The 14667-nt window shown below is 69.5% G+C and carries 17 protein-coding genes, 1 tRNA gene and 1 pseudogene; 12 read left to right on the top strand and 7 right to left on the bottom strand.

Annotated features, from left to right (window positions below; genetic code table 11):
• Positions 1-22: 22 nt before the first annotated feature.
• The 5 genes from AB5G72_RS13065 to AB5G72_RS13045 all read right to left on the bottom strand — a co-directional run bounded on the left by AB5G72_RS13065 (position 23) and on the right by AB5G72_RS13045 (position 4614).
• Positions 23-259, bottom strand: a complete 237-nt coding sequence (locus AB5G72_RS13065; RefSeq protein ID WP_067716832.1) for a heavy-metal-associated domain-containing protein — start codon at positions 257-259, stop codon at positions 23-25.
• Positions 260-395: 136 nt separating this feature from the next.
• On the bottom strand, positions 396-1136 hold the full coding sequence (locus AB5G72_RS13060) for a Crp/Fnr family transcriptional regulator (protein ID WP_440220036.1): 741 nt from the start codon (positions 1134-1136) through the stop codon (positions 396-398).
• Between the two features lie 12 nt (positions 1137-1148).
• Positions 1149-1412: a hypothetical protein gene (locus tag AB5G72_RS13055; protein WP_067716829.1), complete on the bottom strand. Its 264-nt coding sequence runs from the start codon at positions 1410-1412 to the stop codon at positions 1149-1151.
• Position 1413: 1 nt separating this feature from the next.
• Positions 1414-2934 (bottom strand): molybdopterin-dependent oxidoreductase, encoded by a 1521-nt coding sequence (locus tag AB5G72_RS13050; RefSeq protein ID WP_067716827.1) that lies wholly within the window; start codon positions 2932-2934, stop codon positions 1414-1416.
• Between the two features lie 6 nt (positions 2935-2940).
• Positions 2941-4614: an acetolactate synthase gene (locus AB5G72_RS13045; protein ID WP_440221498.1), complete on the bottom strand. Its 1674-nt coding sequence runs from the start codon at positions 4612-4614 to the stop codon at positions 2941-2943.
• Between the two features lie 181 nt (positions 4615-4795).
• Between AB5G72_RS13045 and hadA the strand changes: the two genes are divergently transcribed.
• The 8 genes from hadA to AB5G72_RS13005 all read left to right on the top strand — a co-directional run bounded on the left by hadA (position 4796) and on the right by AB5G72_RS13005 (position 9771).
• The gene (gene hadA / locus AB5G72_RS13040; RefSeq protein WP_440220035.1) at positions 4796-5194 is read left to right on the top strand and encodes a (3R)-hydroxyacyl-ACP dehydratase subunit HadA; all 399 of its coding nucleotides are present in this window, start codon (positions 4796-4798) and stop codon (positions 5192-5194) included.
• Positions 5191-5640: a MaoC/PaaZ C-terminal domain-containing protein gene (locus AB5G72_RS13035; protein WP_440220034.1), complete on the top strand. Its 450-nt coding sequence runs from the start codon at positions 5191-5193 to the stop codon at positions 5638-5640. Before hadA ends, AB5G72_RS13035 begins: the two co-directional genes overlap by 4 nt.
• A gap of 164 nt (positions 5641-5804) precedes the next feature.
• Positions 5805-5877 (top strand) — tRNA-Trp (locus tag AB5G72_RS13030).
• A 36-nt stretch (positions 5878-5913) separates the two neighbouring features.
• Positions 5914-6255 carry a preprotein translocase subunit SecE gene (gene secE, locus AB5G72_RS13025; protein WP_096907013.1) on the top strand — a complete coding sequence of 114 codons (342 nt, stop codon included), beginning with the start codon at positions 5914-5916 and terminating at the stop codon, positions 6253-6255.
• Positions 6256-6318: 63 nt separating this feature from the next.
• A complete protein-coding gene (gene nusG, locus AB5G72_RS13020) occupies positions 6319-7302 on the top strand; it encodes a transcription termination/antitermination protein NusG (RefSeq protein WP_440220033.1) in 984 nt (327 codons plus the stop codon).
• 245 nt (positions 7303-7547) lie between these two features.
• Positions 7548-7982, top strand: a complete 435-nt coding sequence (gene rplK, locus AB5G72_RS13015; protein WP_440220032.1) for a 50S ribosomal protein L11 — start codon at positions 7548-7550, stop codon at positions 7980-7982.
• A gap of 92 nt (positions 7983-8074) precedes the next feature.
• Positions 8075-8803, top strand: a complete 729-nt coding sequence (rplA, locus tag AB5G72_RS13010) for a 50S ribosomal protein L1 (protein WP_007631785.1) — start codon at positions 8075-8077, stop codon at positions 8801-8803.
• Positions 8804-9267: 464 nt separating this feature from the next.
• Positions 9268-9771 (top strand): hypothetical protein, encoded by a 504-nt coding sequence (locus AB5G72_RS13005; protein ID WP_440220031.1) that lies wholly within the window; start codon positions 9268-9270, stop codon positions 9769-9771.
• Here AB5G72_RS13005 and AB5G72_RS13000 read toward each other — a convergent pair.
• Positions 9764-10207, bottom strand: a pseudogene (locus AB5G72_RS13000) (multicopper oxidase domain-containing protein); the annotation flags it as partial. The gene AB5G72_RS13005 and the pseudogene AB5G72_RS13000 overlap by 8 nt on opposite strands.
• Positions 10208-10395: 188 nt before the next feature.
• On the opposite strand from AB5G72_RS13000, the gene AB5G72_RS12995 reads away from it, so the two are divergent.
• Positions 10396-10986 (top strand): TetR/AcrR family transcriptional regulator, encoded by a 591-nt coding sequence (locus AB5G72_RS12995; protein WP_440220030.1) that lies wholly within the window; start codon positions 10396-10398, stop codon positions 10984-10986.
• Positions 10987-11014: 28 nt separating this feature from the next.
• Here AB5G72_RS12995 and AB5G72_RS12990 read toward each other — a convergent pair whose 3' ends face one another.
• Positions 11015-12001, bottom strand: coding sequence for a diacylglycerol/lipid kinase family protein (locus AB5G72_RS12990; protein ID WP_440220029.1), 987 nt, complete (start codon positions 11999-12001; stop codon positions 11015-11017).
• 345 nt (positions 12002-12346) lie between these two features.
• On the opposite strand from AB5G72_RS12990, the gene rplJ reads away from it, so the two are divergent.
• The 3 genes from rplJ (at position 12347) to AB5G72_RS12975 (ending at position 14622) form a co-directional block, all read left to right on the top strand.
• Positions 12347-12859, top strand: a complete 513-nt coding sequence (gene rplJ / locus AB5G72_RS12985; RefSeq protein WP_007631803.1) for a 50S ribosomal protein L10 — start codon at positions 12347-12349, stop codon at positions 12857-12859.
• Between the two features lie 59 nt (positions 12860-12918).
• Positions 12919-13305: a 50S ribosomal protein L7/L12 gene (gene rplL / locus AB5G72_RS12980; protein ID WP_007631805.1), complete on the top strand. Its 387-nt coding sequence runs from the start codon at positions 12919-12921 to the stop codon at positions 13303-13305.
• 216 nt (positions 13306-13521) lie between these two features.
• The gene (locus AB5G72_RS12975) at positions 13522-14622 is read left to right on the top strand and encodes an ABC transporter ATP-binding protein (protein WP_154830607.1); all 1101 of its coding nucleotides are present in this window, start codon (positions 13522-13524) and stop codon (positions 14620-14622) included.
• Positions 14623-14667 lie beyond the last annotated feature (45 nt).

The raw sequence follows: 14667 nt of genomic DNA, 5'->3' as shown, positions 1-14667 counted from the left end.
TCGTGCGGTCGGTGTCGTCGCGTCAGAACGCCGACGGCTTGACCGCGTAGCCGACCTCGGCGACCGCTGCGACGAGATCACGTACCGAGACCTTCGCGGGGTCGTAGTCGACCAGTACTCGTCCGGAGGCGAACTTGACCTCCGCGGACTCGACACCGTCCAGACCGTTCAACTTGTTCTCGATCTTCGCGATGCACGACGGGCACGAGAATTCATCCGAACGCAGAACGATGCTCTTGACCTGTTCGCGGACACTCATGGTGATCCCAGCTCCTCTACGGTTGCTGTTCCTCGGGGGAACGGTGCACGTTCCTTACGTGCATCTCCGAACCTAGGAGCAACCGGAGAAGACTTCCTTGACGCCAATCAATCAACGGGAAAGCGGCGCCGACCAGTTAATCGCCCGCGATCAGCCTCTCGAGTGCGGCGCGGTCGAGGACCGAGACCCATTCGCGGCCGGAGTCGATGACGCCCGCCTTCTTCATCCGCGCCATCGCGCGCGAGGCGGATTCCACTGTGGTGCCGGCCATCCCCGCAATGTCGTCGCGGCGCAGTCGGACCTGGAGGAGACTCGAGCCGTCCCGCTGGAGGCTTCCGAGCTTGCGGTCGAGGTGCCGCAGCGTCGAGCCGACCCGCTGCTCCACCGACTGCGTGGTGTGCCCGATCTCCTGTTCCCGGGCCTGCGCGAGCCGATCCTGTTGCATTCGGATCAGGCCCAGGGCGAGGCTCGGGTGGTCGCCGACCACCTCCGCCAGCGCGTGAGCGGGCAGGAAGAGCGCACAGGTCGTCTCCATCGCCCAGGCGGACTCGGTCGCGACGGCAGCCTCCGTGTGCAACGGCCCCAGGGTGTCTCCGGGGGCGGCGATGTCCACGGTGAGCTCCCGGCCATCGGCGGTGTCCCGGGTAACCCGCGCACGGCCGGAGACGACGAGATACGAACCGGGGATTTCATCCCCGGCGAGCACCATCGGATCGCCCTCGGCCCAGGACCAGGCGGTCAGGTGCCCGTTGAGGTCGCGCCGGTCATCAGGTGAGAGCTCCCGGGTCAGTGGGGCATCGGCTAGTACCCGCAGCCGGGTCTCGTCCGAGCAGGAGTGCGGGTGTGCGCAGTTGCGCCGGACCGGGTTTCGGGACATCGGTGCAGCGATTCAGTTCGAGGAGTGCAGATGGGTAGAGACCACCCGGAAGTCTCCCGCGCGGGCGAGGGCCTTCTCGATGATCGCCGGGTCCGGGCGGACCGTGTCCGGGTGTTTGACGTACAGCTGCGCGTGTTCGGCCCCGGTGAGTTCGAAGGTCGCCTGGCCCAGTCCGTGCTCGGCGAAGATGTCGTAGAGCGCCTGGAGGGCCTTCTTGACGTCCCTGTCGTTCCGGACGCCGCTGACCTCGAAGCGGCACGAGACGATGTGGGACACGTCAGATCCTTCCGTTGAACGCCTGCAGCGCGGAATCCTCGCGGGTCCCGCCTCGGCCGTCACCGTACTCCGCGTAGTCGGCTATCCACCGGATCGAGCGGACCCACTTGACGTGCTTGTAGCCGTGGTTTGACTCCACCCGCAGGCGGGCGGGGGCGCCGAGGTGCGTCTCGAGAGGGGTTCCGTTGCGCTCGTAGGCCAGAATCGTGTCGTCCTCGTAGACCGTGTCGAGGTCGAGTACCGCGTAGAACGGCTCCCGCGGCCGGTTGTCATACATCTTCTGGGCCAGACCGTAGGAGTCGATCAGCACGTAGTGGGCTCCCTCCGGCTGGGGGCCGAGGACCTCGAGCAGATCCCGCAGTCGTACGCCGGTCCACCGGGACGTGGCGGACCAGCCCTGCATGCAGGTGTGCACCGCTACATAAGAGGTGCGCGGCAGCTCCGTGAGCTCGTCCAGGGCCAGGGTCTTCTCGGCGCCCGAGAGGTCGTCGCCGATGGTCAAGGAATAGCCGCGCCAGGCATCGTCGCGAGCCTCGACCCACTCCGGCGACTCGTCCTCGGTGGGCGGCAGGCCGTTGGTCCAGTGGAACTCGGAGATGTCGTCGTCGGTGTAGGTGTTCTGCCGCCCCATCCGCGGTCGCATCCGGTTGAGGAAGAGGCGGCGGCCGATCTCGGACACCCCGGCGGTGAACCGCTGCGCCCGGGCGCGGTCGGCCAGCGACCAGTAACTCAGGGCGATCCAGAACAGGACCACGGCCACGACGGTGGCGATCGTGATGGTGAAGGCCTGGGCGGATCGTGCCGTGTCGGTGGTGCCGAACACCATGTGCACGACGTTGTGCTCGGCGTGCACCAGGAACACCAGCCCGACATGCATGACGATGAACGCGGAGATGAGCACCATGAGGATGAAGTGCAGCGACCGGGCGCCCTGGTGGCCGCCCCAGAGCTTGACGTACCAGGGGAACCGCGAGCGCACCGCCGGCGCCATGGCCACGCCGGTGAGGATGAGCAGCGGAGCGAGGACGAAGATGACGGCGGTGTAGGCCAGCATCTGTGCGGCGTCATACGGGTCGAAGTGTTCGATCGCCGGAGCCCGGAACCCGAGGTACATCCGGATCGACTCCCACGCCTCGCCGAACACGCTCCACGAGGTGGGGATGATGCGGCGCCACAGTCCGGTCGCGAACAGCAGCACCACGTACACCAGGCCGTTGAGCACCCACAGCATCACCGAGATCCCGTGCCAGTGCCGGCCCAGCCCGATGTTCTCCCGACCCGGTAGGCCGATCAACGGTGACAGGGATTTCTCGTCCATCAGGGAGGTGTACACGCCCTCCTCCCGTGGCAGTTTCCGGCGGGTGAAGCGCAACCACTCGGTCCCGGGCTTGCAGTCGTTGCGCCACCACAGTCGCGGCATCGAGGACAGGATCTCCCAGCCCGAGCGGAGCAACATGCCGATCAGGATGAAGTTGATCAGGTGGGAGGCCCGTAGCCACAGCGGGAAATCAGGGTTGATCACGTCAGTTCAGACTCCAAATGTCGAGCGGGGATACATGGCCTCTACATCGGTTATCACGTTCACCAGGTACGGCACGCCGCTGGCGAACGCCCGGTCCAGCGCCGGGCCGATCTGCGCGGGATCGGTGACCATCTCGCCGGCCCCGCCGAGGGCCTTCACCACCTCGTCGTAGTGGGTCCGCGGCGCGAGGTCGGCGATCACGTCGTAGCCGTAGAGCATCTGCATGGGCCCCTTCTCCAGGCCCCACGCCCCGTTGTTGCCCATCACCATCACCACGGGCAGCTTGTGCCGCACGAGGGTGTCCACGTCGATGAGGGAGAACCCCGCGGCGCCGTCGCCCAGCAGCAGCACCACCTGGCTGGACGGCCGGGCGATGCGGGCCGCGATCGCCGCGCCCAGCCCCGCACCCAGGCACCCGAACGGACCGGGGTCCAGCCAGTTGCCCGGCCGGGCGGGTTCGATGAATTTGCCGGCGTAGGACACGAAGTCGCCGCCGTCGCCGATCACCACGGCGTCCTCGGCCAGCCGTGGAAGGAGCTCGCCGTAGATCCGGGCGGGATGGACGGGGTCGGCCGAGGCGCCCAGGAGCTGCAGATCGGCGGCATGGGTGGCGTCGGCCTTCTCCCGCAGCGTGGTCGCCCAGGTCGACCAGTCCGGGCGCGCCGCCCCCGATCGGCGCTGTACGGCCTCGACGACCGCGTCCAGCACGAGCCCCAGGTCGCCCGCGGTGGCCACGGCCGGTGACGCGTGGTGGCCGAGTTGCCCGGGGGAGTCCGCGATGTGCACCACTTTCGCCGGCGTCGCGCCCTCCTTGCCGCCGAACACCCCGTAGCCGAGCCGGAAGTCCAGGGGCGTGCCCACGACGAGCACCACGTCGGCCGCGCCGAACGCCGTCCCGCGCGCCTTGGTCACCAGTAGGCGGTGCCCGGCCGGGACGATCCCGCGGCCCATGCCGTTGAGGATGACGGGCAGGCCCAGCGACTCGACGCACCGCAGCGCCGCGTCCTCGCCCCGGTCGGCCCACACGTCGGAGCCCAGGACCAGGACGGGACGCTCGGCGCCGACGAGCAGGTCGGCGATCCGGTCGACGGCGTCGGTGTCGGGGGAGCGGTCCGGCGCGGCGGCGGGGGAGCCGTCGCCGGCCCGCCCCGGTCCGGGCCGGACGGAGTCGCACCGGTCGAAGAAGTGGTCCATGTGCACGTCGAGGAACGCCGGCCCGCGGTGCGCGGTGCGGGCGGCGGTGAACGCGCGGTGGGTGGCGGCGGCGATATCGGCCGTGTCGCGGGCGGTCTCGGCGGACACGGTCACCGACCGCACCATCGGGACGTGGTCGAACTCCTGCAGGCTGCCGGTGCCCCAGCGGCCGGCCGGCGCGCGCCCGCCGAGGACCACCATCGGGGCGCCGGAGAACGAGGCCTGCGCCAGCGCGGACACGCCGTTGGTCACGCCCGGGCCGGCGGTGAGGACGGCCAGGCCGGGCGAGCGGGTGAGCTTGCCGGTGGCCTCGGCGGCGAACGCGGCCGTCTGCTCGTGCCGCACGTCGAGCAGTGCCACGCCGTGGTCCTCCTTCTCCGCGGCGTCGTACATGGGGAACACGTGCGCCCCGGAGAGGGTGAACATCGTCCGCACGCCGTGCGCGGCGGCGACGGCCGTGGCGTGGGATCCGCCGTGCCCCTCCACCGGTGTGGGGGCGTCTCCGCCGGGCCCGCCCGGCGATCGCCCAGCTTTCTCGTGCCCGGCCCGCGGGGCCGGCTCGTCGTGGCTCACATCGCACTCCCTGCTCGACTGCCCCCACCGTAGGAGGCGCGGACGGGTCGTATCAGCGGTTCGGCGGACTCGCCCTCGGGTAGCGTCGGCGCCTGTGAGCACAGACAACGCTGATGACCTCGTCGTCGTCGTCAGGGATCCGGTCACGGTCACCGACGCGGTGGTGGCGCGCTTCGCCGAGGCGGTGGGCGCGCCGACCGGCCAGGTCCCCGCCACCCTCGCGGCCGCGCTGACCGCCCCGGTCCAACGCGCGGTGATGGAGCACCCCGCCCTGCGCATCGACCTGGCGCGGACCCTCCACACCGCGCAGTCCAGCGAGCACCACCGGCCGATCCGTGTCGGCGACGTCCTCACCGCCACCGCCACGGTCACCGGGGTGCGGTCGGCGCGCGGCGGGCGGATGATCGGGTTCGACACCGTGCTGCGCGACGCCGCCGGCGAGCCCGTCCAGACTCTGACCAGTGCGTTGCTCACCGCGGAGGTGGAGGCATGACCGACCGGGGCGACGACGTGCGGGGGACGACGACGAGGACCGCGGTCGCCGGGGAGGTCCTGCCGTCGCGGACCCTGCCGATCTCGCGGGACGACCTGCGCCGCTACGCCGAGGCGTCGGGGGACCACAACCCCATCCACCTGGACGATGACGCGGCGCAGGCGCTCGGGCTGCCCGGGGTGGTGGCGCACGGGATGCTCACCTCCGCGCTGGCGATCGGGGTCGTGGCCGAGTGGGCCGGGGGCGCCGACCGCGTGCTGGCGACCTCGTTCCGGTTCGCCGGGCCCGTGGTCGTCCCGGTCGGTGCGCCGGCGCGGCTCGAGGTGGGGGGGACGGTGAAGAAGGTGGCCGACGACGGGTCGACCGCCGACGTCGCCCTCGCGGTGACCTGCGACGGGGCGAAGGTGTTCGGCAAGGCGATCGTCACGGTCTCGCTCGCGGGGTGACGCCGCGCGATTTCGGGCCACCGGCCGCCTGTCGTACACTGGGACGCCCGACCGAACGCGGTCGCGGACCGCGCTGCCGCCAGGCAGTCGCCGACACTGTAGAGTCGAGGCGTTCGTGCGGCCCGCAGGCGCGGGAGGGCACGGGTGGCCGGGAGACCGGCCGAAGGGGCGTAGCTCAATTGGCAGAGCAGCGGTCTCCAAAACCGCAGGTTGCAGGTTCAAGTCCTGTCGCCCCTGCACTTACCGCACACCAGACGACCCGGAGGTAGCCGCGTGAGCCAGGATCGCGACGACGACGTCGACGTCAACGGCGTCCGCGATTCCGACGCCGCTGCCGCCGTCCCCACCGGCAAGGCGGGGCGCGGCGACACCGCCGTGGCCGGACGGGTCCGTACGGACGCGGACAAGCCGGAGGACACGCGGAGCGCCCGCACGAATCCGTTCCAGTACATCGGGCAGGTCGTCGAGGAGCTGCGCAAGGTCATCTGGCCCACGCGCAACCAGATGGTCACCTACACCATCGTGGTGTTCCTGTTCCTCATCTTCATGACCGCGCTGGTCTCGGGCGTCGACTTCGGCGCGGGCAAGCTCGTCGAGCTCGTCTTCGACCGCTAGAGACCTGCCGCTGGGGTCCGGGGCGAGATCCGGACCGCCGAACTTCGAGAGGACCGCATTTCCGTGAGCGACATCGATCAGAGCCCCGAGGCCGAGGGCGCCGAGCAGGCCGCGACCGAGGCGGACGCGGTGCTCGGTGACACGGCTGCGGATCCCGCCGACACCATCGACGCCGACACCATCGACGCCGACGCCGAGGCTGACGCCGCCGACACCGTCGCGGCTGGCGCCGAGCTGGACCAGGACGCCGCCACCGACGCGGTCGAGACCGAGCTCGACGAGGATGTCGAGGGTGAGACCGTCCCCGAGGGCGACGAGACCGTTGCGGAGGACGAGCTCGCCGAGTCGGCGCTCGAGACTTCCGGCGAGGCGCCCGAGGGGGCTCCGGCCGACGGGGCTCCGGCCGAGGAGGCGGCCGCGCCCGCGATCGACCCGATCATCGCCTTCAAGCGTCAGCTGCGCAAGCTTCCCGGCGACTGGTTCGTCATCCACTCCTACGCCGGGTACGAGAACAAGGTGAAGGCCAACCTCGAGACCCGCGCCGTGACCCTCGGCGCCGAGGACAAGATCTTCCAGGTCGAGGTCCCGGTCGAGGAGTTCACCGAGGTCAAGAACGGCCAGAAGAAGGTCGCCAACCGCAAGGTCCTGCCCGGCTACGTGCTGGTGCGGATGGAACTCGACGACGAGTCGTGGGGCGTCGTGCGCAACACCCCGGGCGTGACCGGGTTCGTCAGCGCGACCGGTGGCGCCGCCGGCAAGCCCACCCCGCTCTCGCTGAGCGACGTGGCCAAGTTCCTGGCCCCCAAGCCGGAGAAGAAGTCCGCCGCCGCGGGCACCGCCGACGACCAGGGCTTCGCCCCGCAGGCCGTCGAGGTGGAGTTCGAGGTCGGCGAGTCGGTCACCGTCATGGACGGCCCGTTCGCGACGCTCCCCGCGTCCATCTCCGAGGTCGATCCGGCCGCGCAGAAGCTCAAGGTCCTCGTGTCGATCTTCGGTCGTGAGACCCCGGTCGAGCTCGGCTTCACGCAGGTCGAGAAGATCGACTGACCCGAGAAACTCCCACGACGACCCGTCCCGCGCCCGGCGTGGGGCGGGTCGCTCGTCTGTGGGTGGGGCCCGCGTCCGCGATTAGGGTTCCGACCGGCCGCGCGCGTAGACTCTGCAAGGTTGCGCCTGTGTTCCCGCCTGCCCTCCAGGGGTCGCGTCGGGAGGCGGGTGCACACGACAGTCGGCCCCCCGCGTGTACAGCGCGGAGCCGAGATCCAGTCGAACCAGGAAGACTGAGGAAGACGATGCCTCCGAAGAAGAAGAAGGTCTCAGGGCTCATCAAGCTCCAGATCCAGGCCGGCGCTGCCAACCCGGCCCCGCCGGTCGGTCCGGCTCTGGGTGCCCATGGTGTCAACATCATGGAGTTCTGCAAGGCCTACAACGCCGCCACCGAGAACCAGCGCGGGAACGTCGTGCCGGTCGAGATCACGGTCTACGAGGACCGGTCGTTCGACTTCAAGCTGAAGACGCCGCCGGCCGCCAAGCTCCTGCTCAAGGCCGCCGGCCTGCAGAAGGGCTCCGGCACCCCGCACTCCGCCAAGGTCGGCAAGGTCTCCATGGACCAGGTCCGCGAGATCGCGCAGACCAAGATGGAGGACCTCAACGCCGGCGACATCGACCAGGCCGCGAAGATCATCGCCGGCACCGCCCGTTCCATGGGCATCACGGTCGAGGGCTGACCTCCACTTCCCAGAAACACCTGTGGGAGGGCAGCTCAGGCCCGGACCACACCCGACCGCCGCGTGGATGACGCGGCAGGAATGGAACTGACATGAGCAAGAACAGCAAGGCCTTCAAGGCCGCCGCTGAAAAGGTCGACCGCACCAAGCTGTACTCGCCTCTGGACGCCCTGGCCCTGGCCAAGGAGACCGGCTCGACGAAGATGGATGCCACCGTCGAGGTCGCCATGCGACTTGGCGTCGACTCCCGCAAGGCGGACCAGATGGTCCGTGGCACCGTGAACCTTCCGCACGGTACCGGTAAGACCGCCCGCGTCATCGTCTTCGCCGCGGGCGAGAAGGCCACCGAGGCCGAGGCCGCCGGCGCCGACGTCGTTGGCTCCGACGACCTCATCGAGCGCATCCAGGGCGGCTGGCTCGACTTCGACGCCGCGATCGCCACCCCGGACCAGATGGCCAAGGTCGGCCGTGTGGCCCGCGTGCTCGGTCCGCGTGGCCTCATGCCCAACCCCAAGACGGGCACCGTCACGATGGACGTGACCAAGGCCGTGGGCGACATCAAGGGCGGCAAGATCACCTTCCGCACCGACAAGGCCAACAACCTGCACTTCATCGTGGGCAAGGCCTCCTTCTCCACGGAGCAGCTCACGGAGAACTACCAGGCCGCGGTCGACGAGGTCATGCGCCTCAAGCCGTCCTCCTCCAAGGGCCGCTACATGCAGAAGGTCACCATCTCCACGACGACCGGTCCCGGCATCCCGGTCGATCCGTCGGCGATCTCCAAGCTCCTCGAGGCGGGTTCCGACTCCGAAGCGAGCTGATCTGCTCGGCTGAGACGCCACCAGCTCGGCTGAAGGCCCCGCGACCGGTTATCCGGACGCGGGGCCTTCCCGCATTTCCCGGCATGCCGTGAGCGGCCGGCCGCCGGCCGACCGGTCCGCAGCCGCTTCTCCCGATGGCGTCTCGCGTGCCGGCATGCCCGCCCCCACGCAGCCGCTCCTCGCGATGGCGTCTCGCCGTCGCTTCGGGGCGTGCGAGACGCCATGTTCGGGCGCGGCTGTGGGGGAGATGGGGCTGCGGCGAGGGCGAGACGCCATCGCAACGAGCGGCCGCGGGCACGGATTCCCTCGCGTTCGCACGCGCGGTACGGCAGCCCGGAGCACACTGTGACCTATCCCACCCGCACGACAATACCCCTGGGTATGGTTGGGTCACGCGGTCGCCGTCGGCACGCCCGCCCCGCTACCGGAGGGGGCCACGATCGGGGTCGACCGGACCACCCGCGGTGGCCGCCGCGGACGAGGTGTTCGACGATCGCGGTGACGACGTCCGCGACACGGTCCGTCAGCTCAGCGCGGCGCTGCAGACCGTCTCCGACGGCGGCGACGACCTCTTCGCCACCGTCCGCAACCCCGAGGCCTTCACCGCCGCAGCGGCGGCAGCGGCTCGTCGAGGCCACCCGCGCGGTGGACACCGTCACCGCGACCGCGGGCCGTGTCGTCGAGGCCTCCGGCGGTGGCCTCCGTGCCGGTCTGGAGTCCCTCGACCCCGTCCTGCAGGGACTGGCGGATTCGGGGGCTCGCTCACCGAGTCACTGCGCTACCTGGCCACCTTCCCGTTCCCGCTGGACACCTACCGCAACGCGGTGCGCGGGGACTACGCCAACGGCACGGTCATCCTCGACCTTCGGCTGCCGGTCCTGGACACCGCGCTGCTCATCGGCACACCGTTCGAGGGGTCGCTGGCGTTGCTCGACACCATCCTGGGCGTACCCGCCCCACCCCGTTGACCAGTCCGACGTCGCCCACCGCCCCGCCTTCCCAATGGCCTTCCGGGACGATCGGGGTGGAGCGCATGGACGCCGCGCCGTCGGGGCGGACGACCTTCTCCTGCAGGACTAGCGGGATCTCGAACTCGCCGGCGGGCAGTCCCAACGGATTGTCGGGACGTCCGGTGTCGAACTGGTCGCGTAGGAGGTAGCCGCCCGCGAGACCGCCGTAGACGTTGAGGCGGGTGATGGCCATGGCGTGGTCGTGGTACCAGAGCCCGGCCGCCTCCTGCCGGTTGTCGAAGTGGTGGACGTGGCCCTGCCCGGGGAAGGACGACTGCTCCGGGTGGCCATCGCTGGCGGGCTCGGTGACCCCGCCGTGCAGGTGTAGCGACGTGGGTACCCGGGTACGCACCGACTCCGACAGTCCGTGCAGGCTCGTGTCGATGTCCGCGGCGTGTGCACCCACCGCTGGAACAGTCCCCGCCCGGCACGGAGGTGCGGGTCGTCCGGCCGTTCGCGGGCGGCCGGCCCGTGTGGCACTGCGAACCCGGGCGCGACCCGGACTCGCGCGCTCTGGTCATGGAGGCCCTCGGTCCGACGTAGGGTGACGACGATGACGACACGACACGGTGCCGCGGGCCGATGACCCGGGGGTCGACATGGTCCGCCCGGCCGAGCGGTCCGCGCACGGGGCGCCTCTCGGCGGAGGACTGGGCCCGCGCCGGGCTGGACCTGCTCATGACCGAGGGCAGGTCCGCGGTCAAGATCAGCAGACTCTGCGCCGACTTCGGCGTCACGAAGGGCAGCTTCTACTGGCATTTCGCCGACTTCGACGCGCTCATGGCCGCCATCGCCAGGCTCTACTTCTCGCAGGAGATGGACGCCGCCCGTGGTCTGGTCACCATGGAGGAGATGCCACCCGACGCACGGCTGGAGACCATGAGCGCGATGCTCGTGGAATCCCGCGCCTGGGAGGGGGAGGCCGCGATCCGCGAATGGGCCAGGGCGGACGAGACCGTCGCCGCGGCGGTTGCCGAACTGGACCAACGCATCCTGCGGGTGGTCCACGACGCGTTCGTCGAACTCGGGTTCTCCGAACGGGGGGCGAGGATCCGCGCCGGCGTCTTGGTGTACGCCGGCATCGGGTTCGTCTACGGGCGCTCAGCGCTGCCCGTGCCCACCGTGGAGGAGATCCACGACGTGCTGGCGCTGCTGGTGAAGCCCGAGACCTGACCTCCGGGGCCAGGTCGGGGAGCGCGGGTCAGACCGCCACCCGGACCGTGAGCCCCCTCCGCTTGATCCGCGCCGAGAACTCGGTCACGGTGCCGCAGTCCTCGCCGTCGATCTGGAACGCGGCCGGTTTCTCCAACACGCGGGCGGTGATCCCCACGCCCTGGCGGAAATCCAGTGGCCGGGTCCGATGCTCTTCTTTCCCGCTCTCCGGGGTGGAGTTCCTCCGCAGTATCGGCTTGAGCCGGTGCTGGAACGTGTGATGGGCCAGCACCGCACCCGCCTGCGCCCACCCGAGAGGGCCCTTGGCGCGCAGAGCGAGAACGTCCAGGAGCCCGTCGTCGATGACGGCGTCGGGCAACAGCACCATCCCCGCCTGCAGCATCCCGCAGTTGGCCACCAGGAGGGTGCGCGCGCGGGTCTGGATCGGCGATCCGTCGTCGAGGGCGTACTCGACCCGGATCCGGTGGCCGCGCAACAGCGTGTTGGCGAACGCGCCGACGTACGCGAGCCAGCCCACCCGTGCCTTCAGTTTGTCGTCGGTGCCCGCGATCATGTCGGCGTCCATCCCGGCGCCGAGCATCACGAGGAACACGTCATCGTGGGACACGCCGTCGCCGTCGGAGTAGTGGACCTCGCCGAGGTCGATCGCGCGGCTCCGACCGCTCATGGCGACACGCAACGCACGGTCGACATCGTCCAACGGGACGTCGAGGTTGCGGGCGAGCAGGTTCCCGGTTCCCAGGGGGACGACTCCCATCGGCACCGAGGTGCCGAGCAGGCCCTGCGCCACCGACCGTACGGTGCCGTCGCCGCCGCACGCGATCACCAGTCCGACACCGTCGGCGGCCGCCCGTGCCGCCTGACCGGTGCCCGGGTCCTCCTCGGTGGTCTCGTAGAAGACGGGATCCGTCCACCCGTGCCTGGACGCCCGCTCCTCGGCGAGGCGGCGGACCTCGTCGATTCCGACCTTGGTGGGGTTGTAGACGACGGCGAGGCGAGACGGGGCTGGGGACACCGCACCAATGTGTCAGAAAGCCGACCGGCCCGCCATTCGTCGACCCCGGGCGGATTTGGTATGCGACGGCGGCCGCCTATATCCTTGGGTCCGAAGTTTGAACGCCTGGGAGCTCTGCTCTCGGGCACCTGATCAAGTTTCACCGAAGACCGCAGGTCGCCGCTCCCGCCGGGGGTGGTCGAAGGGTCCGGGAGCGCCCGGACGGCCCGCGCAGGAGAACACCGGTCAGCGTCGGATGTGCCGTGGGTCCCCAGGGGCCCGTGCCAGCTCCTCCACGCCCCGTGCCACCTGCGCACGGGGCGTTCGTGTTTTCTCGGGCGAGATGATGCAGAAAGGAGGCGAAACATGGCAAAGCCCGCAAAGGTCCAGGCCGTCGAGGAGATCAAGCAGCACTTCCAGAACTCCACGACCGCCGTGGTCACCGAGTACCGCGGACTCTCCGTCCCGCAGGTCACCGAACTGCGCAAGACGCTGGGTGACGCGGCCACGTACACCGTGGCCAAGAACACCCTGGTCAAGCGTGCGGCTGAGGAAGCCGGAGTCGAGGGTCTCGATGACCTCCTGTCCGGTCCCACCGCCATCGCGTTCGTCACCGGTGAGGTCGTGGACGCCGCCAAGGCGCTCAAGAACTTCGCCAAGGACAACAAGGCGCTCGTCATCAAGGGCGGTGTCATGGACGGCTCACCGCTGTCCGCCACCGAACTCGACAAGATCGCCGATCTCGAGTCCCGCGAGGTCCTGCTCGCGAAGATGGCCGGTGCCCTCAAGGGTAACCAGACCAAGGCCGCCGGCCTGTTCAACGCGCCCGCTTCGCAGCTGGCACGTCTGTTCGCGGCGCTCGAGGACAAGAAGAACTGATAACCCCACATGCTTCCGGGCCGTCTGACGGCACCGGGACCAACAGAAAGGACGCCACCATGGCGAAGCTCAGCAACGACGAGCTGCTCGAGGCCTTCAAGGAGATGACTCTTCTGGAGCTCTCCGAGTTCGTGAAGCTCTTCGAGGACACCTTCGAGGTCACCGCGGCCGCTCCGGTCGCCGTCGCCGCTGCCGGCGCCCCGGCTGCCGGTGGCGAGGCCGCCGCCGAGCAGGACGAGTTCGATGTCGTCCTCGAGTCGGCCGGCGACAAGAAGATCGGCGTCATCAAGGTCGTGCGCGAGCTCGTGTCGGGCCTGGGCCTCAAGGAGGCCAAGGATCTCGTCGAGTCCGCCCCCAAGGCGATCGTCGAGAAGGTCGACAAGGAGGCCGCCGAGGCCGCCAAGACCAAGCTCGAGGAGGCCGGCGCGACGGTCACCCTCAAGTGATCTGACGCACCACCGCTTCACCAGGGACGGCCCGGCGATATCGCCGGGCCGTCCCTGTCCCATTTGCGTTCCACTCGCGCAATTTCCCCACGCCCGCCTGCTCTCCGGCTGCGGTAACGGAACACTTTTGGTCGGGATGTAACAAAGCACGCCTCCGGAGCGGTAGTTTACAGTGACCGTGGCCACAGATCAGGGCCGAAGTGAGGAGTGGTTGACGTGGGTGTCGAGGTTTCCGTCGAGGGTCTGACCAAGTCCTTCGGTTCGCAGAAGATCTGGGAGGACGTCACGTTCACCCTTCCCGAGGGCGAGGTCAGTGCGCTGCTCGGTCCGTCGGGTACCGGTAAGTCGGTGTTCCTCAAGTCCCTGATCGGGCTGCTGCGCCCGGAGCGCGGCAAGATCATCATCGACGGCACTGACATCCTGCAGTGCACAGCCAAGGAGCTCTACGAGATCCGCAAGCTGTTCGGCGTCCTGTTCCAGGACGGTGCACTGTTCGGGTCCATGGACCTCTACGACAACGTCGCGTTCCCGCTGCGGGAGCACACGAAGAAGTCGGAGAGTGAGATCCGTGACATCGTCATGGAGAAGCTCGAGCTCACCGGCCTCACCGGGGCGGAGGGCAAACTGCCCGGCGAGATCTCCGGCGGTATGCGTAAGCGCGCAGGCCTGGCCCGCGCCCTGGTGCTGGACCCGGAGATCATCCTCGTCGACGAGCCCGACTCGGGCCTCGACCCGGTCCGCACCACCTACCTGGCTCAGCTGCTCATCGACATCAACGCCCAGATCGACGCGACGATCCTCATCGTCACGCACAACATCAATCTGGCCCGCACAGTGCCGGACAACCTCGGAATGCTCTACCGCAAGAAGCTGGTGATGTTCGGTCCCCGCGAGGTGCTGCTCACCAGCGAGGAACCGTCCGTCCGCCAGTTCCTGCGCGGCTCCAAGCTCGGTCCCATCGGTATGTCCGAGGAGAAGGACGACGCGCAGATGCGCGAGGAGATGAAGCAGGCGGAGGAGGGGCACAACGACGGATCCCCGGGCGAGGACGAGCTCAAGGGGGTGCCGCCGCAGATGCAGCCGACCCCGGGCGCCCCCGAGCGCAAGGGTGAGATCCGGCGTGAGGAGAGGGTGGCAGAGATGCTCGACACGCTGCCGGAGGGTGCGCAGCAGGCCATCCGCGAGGAATGGGCCTCTCGCGGCCACGGCAACGGTAAGGTCGCCGCGTCGGCGCCTGCAGGGGCCACCTCGTCGCAGTCGGACGCGGGCTCCAACTCGTCCGGAGTGGACGAGCACTACGGGTCCGACGAGAACTGACGCGTCGACCGAGCCGGGGGGATTTGATGGCGGAGGGTACGACCC

The sequence above is a fragment of the Dietzia sp. MNB45 genome, assembly GCF_051994785.1.
Classification (GTDB): domain Bacteria; phylum Actinomycetota; class Actinomycetes; order Mycobacteriales; family Mycobacteriaceae; genus Dietzia; species Dietzia kunjamensis.
The sequence above is the reverse complement of the archived record's forward strand: the minus strand, read 5'-3'. Positions and strand labels throughout refer to the sequence as shown.